Here is a 14808-nt window from a genome sequence, read left to right as displayed (position 1 = left end):
TTCTGTGGGTGGCCGCATGACCCAGGCGGCGTCCGCGAAGCAGGTGCTTTCGTCGTCCGCTCCTGCTGTCTGGAGTTTGTGTCCAGCTCGAGTGGGTACGCGAGGGCGGTGGACGCGAACGAGCTCTGGCGAGCCGGTGCGGCTGGTGAGCGGGTCTCGGTGTTGTTGATCGCGGATCCGGGCAAACCGGCCGATGTCGCGGAACGCCTCGCGGAGTGCCTGCCGGGACGTCTGCAAGGCCGTGACAGGCTCGAGCGTCAATGGTCGACGTGTGTGCGCCTCGAGCCCTACCTTCTCGCCGAGGGAGCGGCTTTCGCCGAGGTGATCGACGCGGTCGATCCGTCTGCGGAATCCGAGGACCTCGTCGTGTACCTCACCGATCTGCCGCGCCGTGAGGACACGCTTCCGGTGGTGGCCGATGTCAGTGCCGACCACCGATTCGCTCTTATCTCCGTGCCTGGGGTGGGCGGCATCCGGATCGAGCGACGCGTCCGCACTGTCACCGAACTCGCGATCTCTCACATGCTCGGTGAGCCGGAACTCGCGCCGGCCCGGGCGGCGCGACGGTTTCCATCTGTACCGATCGCGAGTGGCATCCGGTACTTCACACCCCCGGGACTGCGGCGATTGCGCCTGGTGTCGGGGATGGTGCGGGCCAACCGGCCGTGGCGACTGGTCACTGGACTCTCGAAGGTCCTCGTCGGCGCGTTCGCCACTGGAGCGATCGCACTGGCCACCGACACGATCTGGATGTTCGCCGACACGATGGGCCCATGGCGGATGAGCGCGGCAACGGTCCTGTCAGTCGTGGCGATGATTCTGTGGCTGATCCTCGACCACGAACTCTGGGAGCGACCGCAGTCGGCAGCCGAACGCAATAGATCGGTGTTGTACAACCTGGCGACCGTGATCACGCTCGGCGTCGGCGTCGGCGTCCTGCATGTGGCACTGTTCTGCCTGCTGCTGTTCACCGCGGGCCTGGCTCTTTCACCAGAACTGCTGTCCTCCGTTCTGAGGCACGGGGTGAACTTCTCCGATTACCTCACCCTCGCTTGGCTGCTGGCGTCTATCGCGACCATCGGTGGAGCGCTCGGGTCCGGTCTCGAGGACGACACTGCGGTCAAGGAAGCGGCGTACGGGGCCCGCCAGCGCCGGCGCATCGACGAACAAAGCAGTGGCTCGGACCGGGCGTGATGGGCACGGCAAGTGCGGCACACGTGCCCGTCGTTGCTCGCTGGCGATCGCCTTTGCGATCGGTAGCGGTCCGCCGGAATCAACCCCGCTGCTCGACGAGTCACTCACCGCTCTCGGTGAAAGCGACGACCGATGGCGTCTTCGGCCGCGACGCGCTGGTGATCGGCCGACCACTGCTGATCTTGTTGGCGCACCAGTCAACCCACGACGCCTGCGCTCCAACAACGCTGGATCCCAGCGCGGGTCGGTGAATGCCAAGACCGGGAAGTCGGTCCTGTCTGCGGGAAAGGTTCGGGTGACGGTGGCCGAGAGTGCTTGGGCGACAGCGCCTTCGTCGGCGCGTGACCATTGGCCCAGCAGCCGCTGGTGCGGGAACCTCCCGCGGGCGAGCAGTTCGATGACGGTGATCCCAGCGGGTGCGCTGGACGACTGCGCTGCGGGGCCTTGGGCTGCGAGACGACCGCGCCCCGGTGCCATCGAGTGTGTCGATGACATCCGGGGCGCGGAAGGGTGAATCAGCCCAGGTCCGGGTGGCCGACCCACTCGACAATCGTCCAGCCCTTCTGCGGGCTGCCCTCGAGGACGACGCGGCCGCCGTTGCGCATCGGATCGGTGCCGAGTTTGCTCTTGTCGGCGTTGTCGGCGTTCATCATCGACCAGAACATGATGGTGCCGCCGTGCGAGAAGATCACCGGGTTGGCGCAGCCGCGGCGCTGCACATCGAGCAGTGCCTGATCGACGCGGCCGTCGAACTCGGTGCCGTCGATGGAGCCTGGAATCCGAGCGTTCAGGTCGCCGGAGAGCCACTTGATCGGCGCCTGTAGGTACCCGGACAGCGCCTCGGCCTCCGGGGTGCCCTCGTACTGGCCTGCCTCGATCTCCCGGAAACCGGGCTGAATGTCGAGGCTCAGGTCCTGCTTGGCGACGGTCGGTGCCGCGGTCTGTTCGGTACGCACCATGTTGGACGCGAAGGCGCAGTCGTAATTCTTGTCGCCCAGCTGGATGGCCAGATTGTCTGCCTGTGTCCGGCCGCGTGAGGTCAGGTCGGGTCCGGGCACCTTGGTGTCGATCAGGCCGGAGGTGTTACCGAGGGACTCGGCATGGCGCACCAGGGTGATGACCATGTCGCCGCTGCTGCCGGAGCTGCTGCCGGAGTTTCCGAAGTCGATATCGGCGGACGCGACGCCGGTGGTAGCGGTTGTGGCCGCGACCGCGGCCGCCATCACCGTTATGGGCAATCGAAGAGATCGGATTCGCATGGGTGGGAATGCCTTTCATTGTGGCGAACGCCAATTCAGGTATGTCGAAGAACCGGAATTTGGGGTGTCGCGTCTCACAGAAGCAGCTATTTGCCCGAATCAAATACGGGGTATCCCATTGATCGGGAGCTTTCGCACTGGACCGCGCGCAGGCGAAACCCCGGTAACGGAGGTGCGAGCGAGTCGCCCTTTGCGTTCGGCTCGCCGGACCGCTTCCGGAGGGTGCCCGATGGCAACGACGTCGCCGCAGCGCGTGCTGTGCGTCGGAAGCCGGTCACCACTCGATGCCGACGGGCTCCGCAGCGACCGGGTCCTTCATGGATCTCGGCGTATGCCACTTCAGGGCGAGCCGTCCGTCTCGGTCGACAGCACCACGTCCGCGACCGTCGTCAAATGGGGACGGCCGCCGTCGGTGCTCACCTGATCCAGTACGAGGCGGCTGGTCCGGCCGCGCAGATGCAGCGTCGCTATCTGGTTGCCGAAGAAGGGGCCGGTGACGCGACTCCACTCGACCGGCACCGGGGGAACGGTGGACACCCGGTCCAGGAGGAAACGCGTCACCCGTTCGGCGGCCCGACTCCACGAGAGCCGGAAGACTACCTTCATGGCGGTCGGAACGTAGTTGTGCATCGGCGAACAGGTCAGCTGGTAGACCCGGGACCTGACGGCGTCGGAAAACCGCGCTTGCGCGGCATAGGCGTGGTGAACGTCGCCGGACAGCACGCAGATCGTGGCGGGCGCCCGTCCTCCCGGGCCGCTGCACTGTCCGCGCCCGACGCGGGCGATGAGCCGGGCGAGCCGGTCGAATGAATCGCGGAAGGCGGCCCAATGTTCCAGATCCGCTGAGCGCCGCAATCTTTCGGACCATCTGGCCACGCGTCTGCCCCGCACCCCTGAGGTCATGCGCTCATTCCATGACTCCAGGTCGTGGAGGGCGCGCGGCAGCAGCCACGGGAGCGAGCTCCCCACCAGCAGGTGGTCGTAGTCGCCCTCGGTCTGGCGTTCGATCCACGAGAACTCGGGCTCGGAGACCATCGACCGCGTGCCGCCGGCGAGTATGCGTCCGCACCGTGAATCGATGACGAGCAGCCGGGTGGTGCCGAGATCGCGGCGATACGACCATTGCGCTCCCTTGGCGCCGTCGGCTTCTTCGTCCGCTGCGGATGCGAACTCGCGGAGCAACTCCGCGCAGTCGCCGCCCTCGGATCGGATCCGCTGGTAGAGCTCGTCGTCGGCCAGGGCTGCGGGCGAGAGGTTGCCCAGGTGCTGGTAGACCCAGTACGACGACAACGCGCCCACGATGCGTTCCTCCCACCAGCCGGTGGCCTCGATCTCGTCACGCCACGATTTCGAGGTGTTCCAGTCGTCGATGACGTCGTGGTCGTCGAAGATCATCGACGACGGAACCGTGGACAGCAGCCAGCGCACCTGCGGGTCGGACCATGACTCGGAATAGAGCCACGTGTACTCCTCGAAGTTGCGGATCTGGGCGCCCGGCGGTTGGTCGAGGTCGTGCAACTCGTCGATGCGACGGAGGATCTCGGGCGACAGCTCATCGGCGTAGACCTGGTCGCCGAGCAGTAACAATGCGTCGGGCAGATCTTCGGGTGGGCGTTCCATGACTCGCCGCGCATAGGCGTCGAGAGCGTCGGCGTCGAAGTTGTCGTCGTCCTGCGTCGCGGTCGGTGTGGCGAATCGGCACGAGCCGAAGGCGAGGATCAGATCGGCGTCGCTTCTGAGCGTGCGAATGACGGACGGGTGCGGGGCGTCGGGCAGCGGCCAGACGCGCTCCCCGTCGAGACTGACCTCGTACCGCGTGACGGAACCGGCCGCCAGTCCCGCAATCAGGACGAGAGCGTAGTGGTGTCCGGCGATGGTCCAGGTGTGTTCGTGGTGGCCGAGGACCTCGACAGTGCACGGTGCCGACGTCTCGACCCAGACGGTGGCGTCGCATTCGCCGACATGGCGCAGCAACGGACCCAGAACCAGTTCGGTCCTACTTTCCGGCAGCCGTGCCATCTGTCCAGAATATGCCGTGGACCGGCTGTCGAGCAGGCCGATGAGCCGCAGCCGGCCTTTTGCACACCTTTGCGCAGGTGTGGGATGGTGGTGGGTGAAAGGACGGACGTGACTGCGACGACGCACTCGACCACCGTCGGCCTCGGGCCGCGCGCACTGGCCAACCGGCGACGCATCGTCGCGGTGGCCGGGGACGAGTTGCTGCGCAACCCGCTGGCGAGTATGGAAGACATCGCCGTCGCCGCGGGGATGGTCCGCCGCACCCTCTACGGTCATTTCCCCACCAGGGAAGCGCTGATCGACGGCATGCTCGACGAGGCTTTCGAACAGGTCGGTCGCGCACTCGACGGTATCGACACCGCGCAACCTCCGGCCCGGGCGATCGCGGATATGACGGTCGCGCTGTGGGCTGTCGGCGACGAGTTCCAGTTGCTGCTGCGCCTGGACGAAGCCGGGTCGCGGGCCCGGATGGCCGACCGGCTCGCGCCCGTCCGCGCGCGGCTGATCACGTTGATAGCGGCTGGTCAAGCCGACGGAACCTTCGCTGGTCACCTTCCGCCCGCGGCCTTGGCCAGGGTGCTCACGGCGCTGGTGCTCGAGCTGCTGAACGCGCACAGCGATGGTGAATGGGTCGATGCCGAAGCCGCGCGCGACGCTGCTCTGGCCTGCCTGATCGCGGTCGGCGTCGACCGTTCCAGTGCCGGGGAGATCGCCCGGTCCGCCGCCGAGGCCGCGCAGCACTGATCGCAGGTGCGCTCGTCGGGCGGGCGATCGCTCGTCGAACATGCTGTCCCCGAATGGATCCACGGTGTGCTCGCCGGCACGAACCCGGGTGGGGTGTGAGTCCCTTCACGAGTTCTTGCACATCGGTGTGCAAGGGACGTAGTTTCACAGTTACGTGCAATTGCACGAAGGTGTGAAAATGTCGAAGGAGCGGGATATGACCAGCCAGGTGGCAACTGTGCGCATGGCGTACGCGACCAAGACCTCCACCGGGGGCGCCCCCGTCGATGTGTCCTCGTGGACGCTGCGCGGTGTGGGCGCGATCCGTGTCCTGTACGGCCTCGTCCCGTTCGCTACGCTGATCCTGGGGACCGATGTCGGCACCGGGATGGCCGTCCCCGTCTTCGTCGCGGTCGGCCTGGTGTCCGTCCTGCTCGGCCTGGCCACCGTTGCGCTGACTCCTCGGCTGCTGAGCCGCGACGACGCTGTTTTGGCCGCCGTCGGCGTCGACGCGATCCTCGTGGTTCTCGGCGTGGCCGCGCTCATGGTGGGCTGGGATCAGTTCACGGTCGCCGCCGCAGCGGTGGTGCTCGGCGGGGTGGTGATCGGGGCGTTGTCCGCGGCGGTCGTCGCCATCGTCACGGCGGTGCGCGAAGCCTGATCTGCTGACGCGGTGCGAAGTGCCCGAGCGGCGCCCCCGGAATTCCGGAGGCGCCGTTCGTAATTGCCAGAGGGGTGGCTGTCCTAGGAATCAGCCGGCCGCCGCGCCGAGGATCGCCAGCGCGTAGGGCTGAGGGCCCTGCGGGACATTCGAGCCGATGACATCGATCTTCCACGTACCGACGGCGGGTGCACCGATTTCGACGACCTCGACGTTGTTGATCGAGTCCATCGTGAATCCGGGGCCCTGCCCGCCGTTTCCGACTCTGGGCGCTCCGTCCGGGCACCGGACAACGAGATTGAGGTTGTTGACCAACGTCTCGCCGGGAAAGTCACTGTAGGCGAGCACGATCCGCAACGGAACAGCTGCCGAAGTCACCTCGATCTCGAGGGTGTGGAGTTGTCCCGTCGAGACTTTCCTGCCCTGGCGAACCAGCAGCGTCGACGGTGCCGTCGGGGCAACGACCCCAGCCACGTCGACGCAACCGAAGCCCTGGTGGTTGTCGGCCACCGTGGTTGCGGGCGCTGTGCCCGGCAGGCGACGAGCGCCGGCGATCACTACCGCTTTGAGGAGTCCCCCCGAGGGCGTCGCGATGCCGTGGTCGCGGCGAAGGTGCTGGCGCAGCAGCGCGAGCGCGCCGGCGGTCAGTGGCGTGGCCATGCTCGTGCCGCCCATGTAGAAGTACTTCGAAGAGCCGGGGAACGGCTTCCAGCCGGTTGCGGTGGGGCTGAGCATCGTCGACTTCGTCGACAGGATCCATGTGCCCGGGGCGACGACGTCGGGTTTGATGCGCCCGTCCGCGGTCGGACCACGGCTGGAGAACGCGACCACCTGATCGGGGTCATCGGCCATCGCCGCGCTCTTGTACGGCGGTGCCGGGTAGTCGCCCGGCCACCAGGTGCCGTAGCGCTCGCTGTCGAAGGAGCGTCGCAGGTTCTCACTCGCTCCGACGGTCAGGCAGTTCTTGGCGGTGCCGGGTGAGGTGACGGATCCGAGGTTGATCCGGCCGTCGCCGTCGGAGTCGCTGCCGTCGTTGCCTGCGGCGAACAGGATGCAAAACGACGGGTGCTCCCACATGAACTTGTCCACGGCACGGCACTGGTCGTCGTAGACCCCGGGGTCGCCGCCACCCCACGAATTGGTGTGGATGCGTGCGCCTTTGTTGTACGCGGGTGTGAAAAGGTCGGCGAGGTCCACCGGAATTCCCGCGAGCAGGTAGCGACCGTACTTCGCCACGAAGGCGGGGTTCTTCCAGTCCAAGGCTTGCTCGACGGCCTGGAACACCAGCTTCGCTTTGGTGGCCAGACCGCGGATCGCCGGTTGCCCCGGCACCGCCGTGCTCGCGACGCCGTCGCCGAGCACTGATCCTGTGACGTGGGTGCCGTGGCCGGAGTCGAGGTCGGCCGCTCCGTCGTCGCCGCCGGCGTTGTTGACGTAGGGAGCGAATTCCGAGGTGATCGGAAAGCTCATGACGGCTTTGACGCGGCCGGCGAAATCGGGATGGACCGGCGAGGTGGTGCCGGTGTCGAACCCGGTGTCGCACACCGCGATCGTCTCGCCCTCACCGTCGAGGGTGGAAACCCCGCCCAGCGTTGCCGCGGTTCCGCGCATGATGGTCGCGGCGACGTCGTTGCTGATGCGATTGATCGGCCGGTTGCGCACCATGCGCACACCATGGACAGCCGACAGGGCGGCCAATTGCTTGCGCCGAGCGGCATCGGTGCCTTCGGGCGCCTCGACGATGAGCGTCGCCGGGCCATCTCCGATGATCTTCAGTCCGAGTTTGCGGATCTTCGCCTTGGCGGCGCGTGCGGTGGCCGGCGTGAAGAACTCGACGGTGAGGACGTCGGGGAGCAACTTCGTTCGGGGGAGTGCGGGTTCGGTGGTCACGTCCAGGCGTGCGCGGTCGGGCAGATGACCAGCCCAGCGCACTTCCGGCAACGCGGCGATCGCCGCGATCTGCTCGGCCGTCGCGCGCACGACCAGCGTGAAACCAGCACGGGCATCGACGATCGATCCACCTGCTTGCTCGACCGCTGCGCGCCATTGCGGCTTGATCGGCCCGACGAACTGGACGAGGTAGTGGTGCGGTCCGGCGTCCAGGCGCCGGGTGCGCTGGTAGGCGGGATGGGCCGAAGGCCGTGCTGCGCCGGTGATTCGAGGCACGGTGGTGTCGATCGCGTCTGTCGCGGTCGGTCCGAGTGGAATCTCGTATTGCGCGGTGATGTCCTCGACGAGGTAGCGCTGGCTCAACTCCCGAGCTTCGGCCTCATCGGCCTGTACCAACGCGAACGCGTCGTAGTTGGCTGTCACGGTGTGGTCCCGTGCGAGCGCGGCCTGCTCAGATTTCGTCGCGATCACTTTGAGCGTGCGGTCCATGTCCGACTCCCTCCACGAATGTATGTCCGAAGCCGATGAGCGGTGTGAACCGTCGCGCCGAGTCCGCGGACTCGGCCTCGATCCGCCGACGTGCGGGTTCGTGAACGTAGAGCAATGAGAAGAATGCTCGGTGAGCTGGGAAGATCGATGGATTCACGCAGCGCTCGGCTCAGTGCCGGACGGCAGTACGAGTGCAAGTTTCGCACAAGTCCGCACCTGGGCATCCCGGGTTGTGAGTGTTACAGCAGCAAAGTCGAGCGGCTGGGGATCCTCACGCCACGGACGCGGCGGACAGGATCGCGTAGGCGACCTGGATACCTCGAACGGCGCCGTGGTCGACGATGAAATCGTCCGCCAGCAGGTTGTAGACCTTGCCGGGCGCGAACCCGTAGTCATGACCGACCGCGGCCAGCACCGTCTCGTTGCCCAACGCCTCGCGGGTGCGCTGGGCACCGTTGCGGCCCATGCCGCCGTAAGGGTCGTCGCGGTCACCGAGCGCAGCGGCATTCTGGAAGGCGATGCGCGACGCGAGCGGGTATGCGATTCCGACAGCTTTGTCGTTCTTGGTGTGGGTGATGAGGATCGGGCCGGATGCGCGGCGGTCGGTGAGGACCTCCCGAAATGCGCCGGCCTTCCCGCCGCCGAAGTCGCCGGAAAGCCCGTTGTGCGAGAACGCCGCCTGCAACAAGCTGAGCGTGACCTGTGGTGTGTTGTCGTCCAGAGCATGGGCAGCGGCGGTCACCAGCCGCCCGCCGAAGCTGTGGCCGACGAGGTGGACGCGCACGTCTCGGTGTTCCGCGCGGACCCGCCGGATCATCGGGGCAAGGCCGTTGGCCCCGACTGTTCCGGCCCGTGACTTCATCTGCAGATATGTCGTGAGGTTCGCCAGCCGCCGCGCGGCGGCGATCACCCCATCGAGGCGATCCAGGACGCCGGCGGCGCCGCCGTTGTCGGCGCCCCGATCGTCTGCGCCGCCTCCGATTGCGGCGCCGCCCCCGCTCGTCGCGGCGCCCGGCGCGGAAACGGGACCGTCCATGGCGGCGAACAGATCCTCGGCGTCGGCGAGGAAGAACGCGGCCGCGCCGTCGTCATCTGCTGAATCGTCCACATCGACAAGGGATCTCAGGATATCGACATACGTCGCACGAGCGTCGGGATCCGAGGCCAGTCGCGGGACGAGTGCCAACGCCGAGGTGACCTTCTGGTGACGCGCGGGGGACTTGGCTGTGTCACCCAGTCGCGTCGGGTCCTCGGCCAGTCTGTCCAGTACCAGCTCGAGAGCCGCGTCGTTCGCCGCCGTCGCGCTGGCCGCGCCGCCGCCTGGGATGAGGTCCTTGTCTGCGAACTTCTTGCTCGGCCAGAACACACGGCAGGCTGCGAAAGTGCGGCCGTCGAGACGGCGAAGCGTTGTCGGCGCCTGAGGATTGGCGCGCAAGTCCAGCAGGCGTTGCACGTTGCCCAGCAACTCGTCGTACAAGTCCGCGGCCTCCCGCATGTCGTTGTTCCATCCGTGCGAAACAACGATCAGGTCGGTGGCGTCCAGGCCATTGACCAGCTCCTGCAGTTGGCCGCCATCGAAAAGCGTTCCGTCACTGGTGAACTCGATATCGAAACTGTGCACGGCCGCTGCTCCGATCAGACGGATTGGATGGCACGGACGAGGTCCACCAGACCGTGCCCTTCGAAGTAGCGCTCACGACCGAGCGGCGAGGCCGTGGAAGTGAAGATTCGCTTCACGTCGCGGGGCTTGCCGATGAATTCGCGCCGGATGGACAGGAAGGCCGCGATCGCCCCGGACACGTGCGGTGCGGCCATGCTGGTGCCGCTGTCCTCCATGTAGTCGGCGAAGGCCACATCTCCGCTCGCCGACGCGCTGGCGTCGGCGGCCCGGATGGCCTCGTGCAGGCGAGTGCCCGCGCCACAGGAGGTGATCCGTTCGCCGGGGGCCACCAGGTCGGGTTTGAGTCGGCCGTCGCCGGTAGGTCCCTTCGAGGAAAAGTACGAGACGCCGTACATGTACGGCGCGTCGCGGTGTGTAGCGCCGACGGTGATGGCCTGCTCCGCGTTGCCCGGGTCGTTGATGGTATTCGACAGCCCCACCCTTGTTTCCCGTGTACTCGACCCCACGCTGCCGTAGCCCGTATTCCCGGCGGCCGCCACGACGACCACGCCCGACTGGACCAGCCGGTCGACCTCGGCACAGATCGGGCTTTGGCCGCAGGCGAACATCTCGGCATCGAATTCGTATCCGACGCTGAGGTTTACCCCGTGCACGCGGAGCAGCTTGGGATTGTCGTTGAGGTTCTCGCGGATGTACTCCAAAGCGCGGATCACGTCGCTGGAACGTCCTTCACCGACCTCGTCGAGCACCTTGAGGCTCACGAGTCGGCACTGCGGAGCCACGCCGTGTAGGTGCTCCAGGTCGTTGAACTGCTGGACGATAGCGCTGGTCCGCTCGAGTTGCCCGCGGGCGCTGGGGCGGTCGACCCGCTCGAACAACCGCACCCCATATTCCTTGCGGTTGAGCGGAGCGCACCCGGCGATGATCCCGGCGACGTGCGTGCCGTGTCCGTATTCGTCGGTGAGCGCCGCTTTGCGATGGGCATCGACGCGCCGGGTCCGTTCGTCCTTGTCGATTGTCGGGTCGTCCGGGTCCAGTACGGGTCGTGGCTCGAGCGGGACCCCATCCAATTCGACTGCTTCCTCCACGAAGCTACGGTGCAGGTTCCTGACCCCCTCGGCCTCGACGGTTGTGTATTTCTGGAAGTGTGCATGGCTTCCCTGGATGCCGGAGTCGATCACCGCCCAGACGATTCCTTCTCCCTCGGCCTCGAAGGAGCGCCGGGCAGCGTTCGCCTTGATCGTCGGCAGCGACCGGTAGACCTGACTACGGACGGGAAAGTCCGGCCAGAGCTTGTAAATCGCCCGAAATCGCATGGGATTGCCCGCTGTTCGGCCCGCCTTGGCCAGTGCCTGCCGCTCGTCCTGCTTGAGCAGCTTCTTACACTCGGCCCACGACATGCGACACAGGTAGTAAGTGCGGGAGATCGGTGTCGGCTCTGGCGCGTTCCGCATGACCTCCGCGTGCAACTCCTTGAGTGTCGCGACTGCGCCGAGTAGACCCTCGGTGTGCTGCAGGTTCAACTCCACGATGTAGGGGCCACGCTTTCCGGGCTCCTCCTCGAGCCGCCATTCCTTACGTCGCTCCTTGTCGTAGAGTCCGGGCGGAGCGAACGTTCGTGCGAATTGCTGTCCGACTTCCTGGTTGCCGTGTGCTGCGGTATGCCGCCGCTTGCGAGGTGCGCGCCCCTCGGGTCCCGATGTCGTCATCAGCGTTCGTCCCTTTCAGGAGATGCCTCATGGGGCAATTCGACGTAGACCTCTCGTGCGCTGCCGTCATCACCCGTCGTGAAGGCGTGAGTTGGACCGATTGAGTTGACGATCACCATCCAGACCCGGAAACAAGGTGGCCTTATTGACCACTGAGCACATCGGCGTTGCCTCTGAGACGCAGACGTGCGCGACTGGGTTGCAGCTCCCAGCTCATCCGCCGCTGTCCGCGGAACAGGCAGTCGCCCTGCTCGGCGAATTCGAGCGCATACTCCGATTGAACTGCGGAACCCGGCGGACTGATGAAGGCGCGCCGGAGTGTCGACGCCGTGTTGTGCGAGCCGGAGCAGGAGCGACCGGCAGGCCGGGCGTCGGATGCCGGATGCATCGGCGGCCACCCGGCCGACTCAGGCCTCGGAATAGTCGTGATGGGACCCGCGTTGCCTCCGGCATGACCATTAGCGATCTCGGGAAATTCGGTGTGTGGCGCCACTACAAGGGGTTCGCCCCAGCGGCAGCTCGCGAGATCGAAGAACTAGGGTACGGCGCGTTGTGGCTCGGCGGATCGCCGCCTGCCGAGTTGCCCGTGGTCGAATCGCTGCTGGAGGCAACGGAATCGCTGACTGTCGGCACCAGCATCGTGAATATCTGGACAGCGCCTGCGGAGGCCGTCGCGGAGTCCTTTCACCGCATCGACCGAAGATTTCCCGGCCGCTTCCTGCTCGGCATCGGGGTGGGTCATCGGGAGGCCAACGGTGCGGGGGCCGTCAAGCCGTACGACGCGCTGGTGGCTTACCTGGACGAACTCGACGCCGCGGGTGTGCCGAAGGAGCGCAGGGCGTTGGCGGCACTCGGACCGCGCGTGCTGACACTCGCCCGTGACCGGACCGCGGGTGCGCTGCCCTACCTCGCCCCGCCCGAGCACACCAAGAGCGCCCGGGAAACGCTTGGTGCAGACGCGCTTCTGGTCGCGGAGCAGAAGGTAGTCCTCGATGACGATGTGGCGCGGGCGCGCGAGCTCGCCAGGGGCACGGTTTCCATGTATCTGGGGCTGGTGAACTACCTGAGCAATCTGCGCCGCGTGGGCTTCTCGGAGCAGGACATCACCAAGCCGGGAAGCGATCGCCTGATCGATGTTCTCGCCGTGAACGGCACGCCTGCCGAAGTCGCGGCCGGATTGGTGGCCCACCTGGACGCGGGCGCCGACCATGTCGCGATCCAGCCGTTGAACGAGGACTACCTCGAGGCGCTACGCGCGCTGGCCGCGGTACTGCCGTTGACTCGGTGAAGGCTGACGACGTCACGGCGGCTGCGCGCGGTGACGAACGACTACGGCCGGGACGGTTACGCCTGGTTCAGTGGACCGCAGCGAACATCGAATCGTGTGCGTACAGTGTCCAGGGTTTGCCGGAGGTGTTCGCGTCCGCGGCGGTGGGTGAGCATGAACCGCGTCGTTTCGATCATGCGGCGCGGCAGCGGGTACCAGCGATCGAGATCGATTCCGCAATCGAGGAACACTTTGTTCGGGATGCTGTCGAGGACGAGGCTGAGGTTGTGCACGGCCAGCGAGCCGAGCACATAGGGAAGTGCCGCATTCGACTTCTTCCGTAGATCCAGCGCGTCGAGTTCATAGAGCGGGACGTCGCTGAGCTTGCCCAAGAACAACAGGTGGGTCAAGAAGTAGCCCATGTACGACGTCAGATGGAATGTGGCAGAGCGTGGCTGAACCGACACGACCGCACCGCTGTCGGAAATGTAGGGCTCATAGGGCGGATCGCCGTGCAGCATATATCCGGTGCAGTTCACGATCCAGCTGCCCGGTTGGATCTTCTGGGCTGATCCGCTGCGGAACATCAAGTCGATATCGCCGTCACGGTCGACGGCGTCAACGACGTGATCCATGATCACCTCGTTCAGGCCGTCGGCAATCGTCTTGTTCTCCGATCCGGACAGCAAGCCCAGCAGGAAGTTTCCTGTGGTGGGGGTCAACCACGTGCCGTAAGTCGTGCGTAACCACGTCGCGACATCTGTCTCGTTGGTCCCGTCGAAGCGCCGGCCCAGTTCCGTGAAAATGTGGGTTGCCAGCGTGCCGCCCCACCATCGTCGGCCGCCTGTAGGGAACAAGCGGTCACGGTCAGAAAAGAACGTGCCTGAACCTGCCACGAGGTTCACTTCCCGGCCGGGGTATTGCGTGATCAGCGCGTGAGCGGTATCCATCGCGGTCTTTCCCCCGCCCACGATCCACACAGGGGCGTCGCTCGCCCGCATCTCGTCCCCGCGCATGTCGCAGAAGTCGGGTGACACCGATACGACACGTGTGCTGGAAAGCTCGAGCGGGCTGTTGGGCACGATCCCGAATCCGCTGGCTTTGATCAGTCGCTTCGCCTCGATAATCATTAGCCGGCCGTCCGACGACTTGCAGTTGAGGCGCACAATGTTGCCGGACTCGACATGTGACTCCAGTGCCCAGCCGAAGTACTCCTCTACTTGCACTCGTCGTTCGACGATCTCGAGGCAGTGTTCGAAGTGGGCGAGCACCTCGTCCTTGGTTGCCAGATAGGAGCGATCCTCGCCAAGTGTCCACTTGATGTTGCCCGCGGTGAATAGGCCATGTGGTTGGTGCAGTCGTACGTACGCATAGGTGTCGACCCACATACCGCCGGACCGATCGCGGCGATCGACCAGGATCACTTTCTGCGAGCGAGACAAGTATCGACTGGCGACGAACAGGGCATTGACTCCGGCGATGCCCGCTCCGACCACGCGGACGTCGCAGCGCTCTACCCGAACGGGCGTCTCGGCTGACGCGGCGTCACCTGTCACCGCGACCTCCTGGGGAGCCTCTTGATTCAGAGAGCGGGCTGTAGCGATGCCACGCTCCAGCGCGTCTCGGTTGCGACCATCTGATCTCTATCGATCGTCCTCGCGGCCGGCACGAAAGTCACCGATGGTTCGCTGGTCTAAGCGCTTCTCTCGGGAACGTCTCATTCGAGACCAGTGCGGGCTCGGCCGCCGGCGCCGCTGACGACCGGCGCAACGCTGAGCGCTCGATGCCTGCTCGGTCGATTCAGGTTTGCTGGGCGAGGACAGGCGACTACTACTCCCGAGGGGGGCACCCGGCCTCTGGATCGGGTGGTGATCCGAAGCAGTAGCCCGCGCGGCGATGTCGGCACCATGGCGTATGCTGTGGCCCCGGCAACGTGATATCGGTGCCTGGTTCTGTGCTCGACGGAGATGCCCGCA

At 66.0% G+C, this 14808-nt stretch carries 10 protein-coding genes; 4 read left to right on the top strand and 6 right to left on the bottom strand.

Annotated features, from left to right (window positions below; genetic code table 11):
* Positions 1-108 precede the first annotated feature (108 nt).
* Positions 109-1194: a hypothetical protein gene (locus ACWF99_RS06120; RefSeq protein ID WP_452535027.1), complete on the top strand. Its 1086-nt coding sequence runs from the start codon at positions 109-111 to the stop codon at positions 1192-1194.
* Positions 1195-1709: 515 nt separating this feature from the next.
* Here ACWF99_RS06120 and ACWF99_RS06115 read toward each other — a convergent pair.
* Together ACWF99_RS06115 and ACWF99_RS06110 are read right to left on the bottom strand one after the other, a co-directional pair.
* Positions 1710-2417 (bottom strand): histidine phosphatase family protein, encoded by a 708-nt coding sequence (locus ACWF99_RS06115; protein WP_378630553.1) that lies wholly within the window; start codon positions 2415-2417, stop codon positions 1710-1712.
* A 375-nt stretch (positions 2418-2792) separates the two neighbouring features.
* A complete protein-coding gene (locus tag ACWF99_RS06110; RefSeq protein ID WP_452535025.1) occupies positions 2793-4472 on the bottom strand; it encodes an alkaline phosphatase D family protein in 1680 nt (559 codons plus the stop codon).
* A gap of 108 nt (positions 4473-4580) precedes the next feature.
* Between ACWF99_RS06110 and ACWF99_RS06105 the strand changes: the two genes are divergently transcribed.
* On the top strand, positions 4581-5216 hold the full coding sequence (locus ACWF99_RS06105) for a TetR/AcrR family transcriptional regulator (RefSeq protein WP_452535023.1): 636 nt from the start codon (positions 4581-4583) through the stop codon (positions 5214-5216).
* Positions 5217-5412: 196 nt separating this feature from the next.
* On the top strand, positions 5413-5856 hold the full coding sequence (locus ACWF99_RS06100; protein WP_452535021.1) for a hypothetical protein: 444 nt from the start codon (positions 5413-5415) through the stop codon (positions 5854-5856).
* A gap of 90 nt (positions 5857-5946) precedes the next feature.
* Here ACWF99_RS06100 and ACWF99_RS06095 read toward each other — a convergent pair whose 3' ends face one another.
* From ACWF99_RS06095 to ACWF99_RS06085, 3 genes are all read right to left on the bottom strand, one after another.
* On the bottom strand, positions 5947-8235 hold the full coding sequence (locus ACWF99_RS06095) for a S8 family serine peptidase (protein WP_452535019.1): 2289 nt from the start codon (positions 8233-8235) through the stop codon (positions 5947-5949).
* Between the two features lie 271 nt (positions 8236-8506).
* Positions 8507-9856, bottom strand: a complete 1350-nt coding sequence (locus ACWF99_RS06090; RefSeq protein ID WP_452535017.1) for a hypothetical protein — start codon at positions 9854-9856, stop codon at positions 8507-8509.
* Positions 9857-9870: 14 nt separating this feature from the next.
* Positions 9871-11565: a S8 family peptidase gene (locus ACWF99_RS06085; RefSeq protein WP_452535015.1), complete on the bottom strand. Its 1695-nt coding sequence runs from the start codon at positions 11563-11565 to the stop codon at positions 9871-9873.
* A gap of 451 nt (positions 11566-12016) precedes the next feature.
* Here ACWF99_RS06085 and ACWF99_RS06080 point away from each other — a divergent pair, with 451 nt between their 5' ends.
* A complete protein-coding gene (locus ACWF99_RS06080; RefSeq protein WP_452535013.1) occupies positions 12017-12853 on the top strand; it encodes an LLM class F420-dependent oxidoreductase in 837 nt (278 codons plus the stop codon).
* Between the two features lie 56 nt (positions 12854-12909).
* Here ACWF99_RS06080 and ACWF99_RS06075 read toward each other — a convergent pair whose 3' ends face one another.
* Positions 12910-14388, bottom strand: coding sequence for an FAD-dependent oxidoreductase (locus ACWF99_RS06075; RefSeq protein WP_452535011.1), 1479 nt, complete (start codon positions 14386-14388; stop codon positions 12910-12912).
* Positions 14389-14808: the final 420 nt, after the last annotated feature.

The organism is Nocardia sp. NPDC055002, from assembly GCF_053608825.1.
This window is presented reverse-complemented; position numbering and strand designations above follow the sequence as displayed.

Bases quoted from the DNA above. Each gene is read 5' to 3' on its own strand.
- ACWF99_RS06100 (WP_452535021.1), top strand. From the start codon at position 5,413: ATGACCAGCCAGGTGGCAACTGTGCGCATGGCGTACGCGACCAAGACC.
- ACWF99_RS06080 (WP_452535013.1), top strand. From the start codon at position 12,017: ATGACCATTAGCGATCTCGGGAAATTCGGTGTGTGGCGCCACTACAAG.
- ACWF99_RS06110 (WP_452535025.1), bottom strand. From the start codon at position 4,472: ATGGCACGGCTGCCGGAAAGTAGGACCGAACTGGTTCTGGGTCCGTTG.
- ACWF99_RS06115 (WP_378630553.1), bottom strand. From the start codon at position 2,417: ATGGCGGCCGCGGTCGCGGCCACAACCGCTACCACCGGCGTCGCGTCC.
- ACWF99_RS06095 (WP_452535019.1), bottom strand. From the start codon at position 8,235: ATGGACCGCACGCTCAAAGTGATCGCGACGAAATCTGAGCAGGCCGCG.
- ACWF99_RS06085 (WP_452535015.1), bottom strand. From the start codon at position 11,565: ATGACGACATCGGGACCCGAGGGGCGCGCACCTCGCAAGCGGCGGCAT.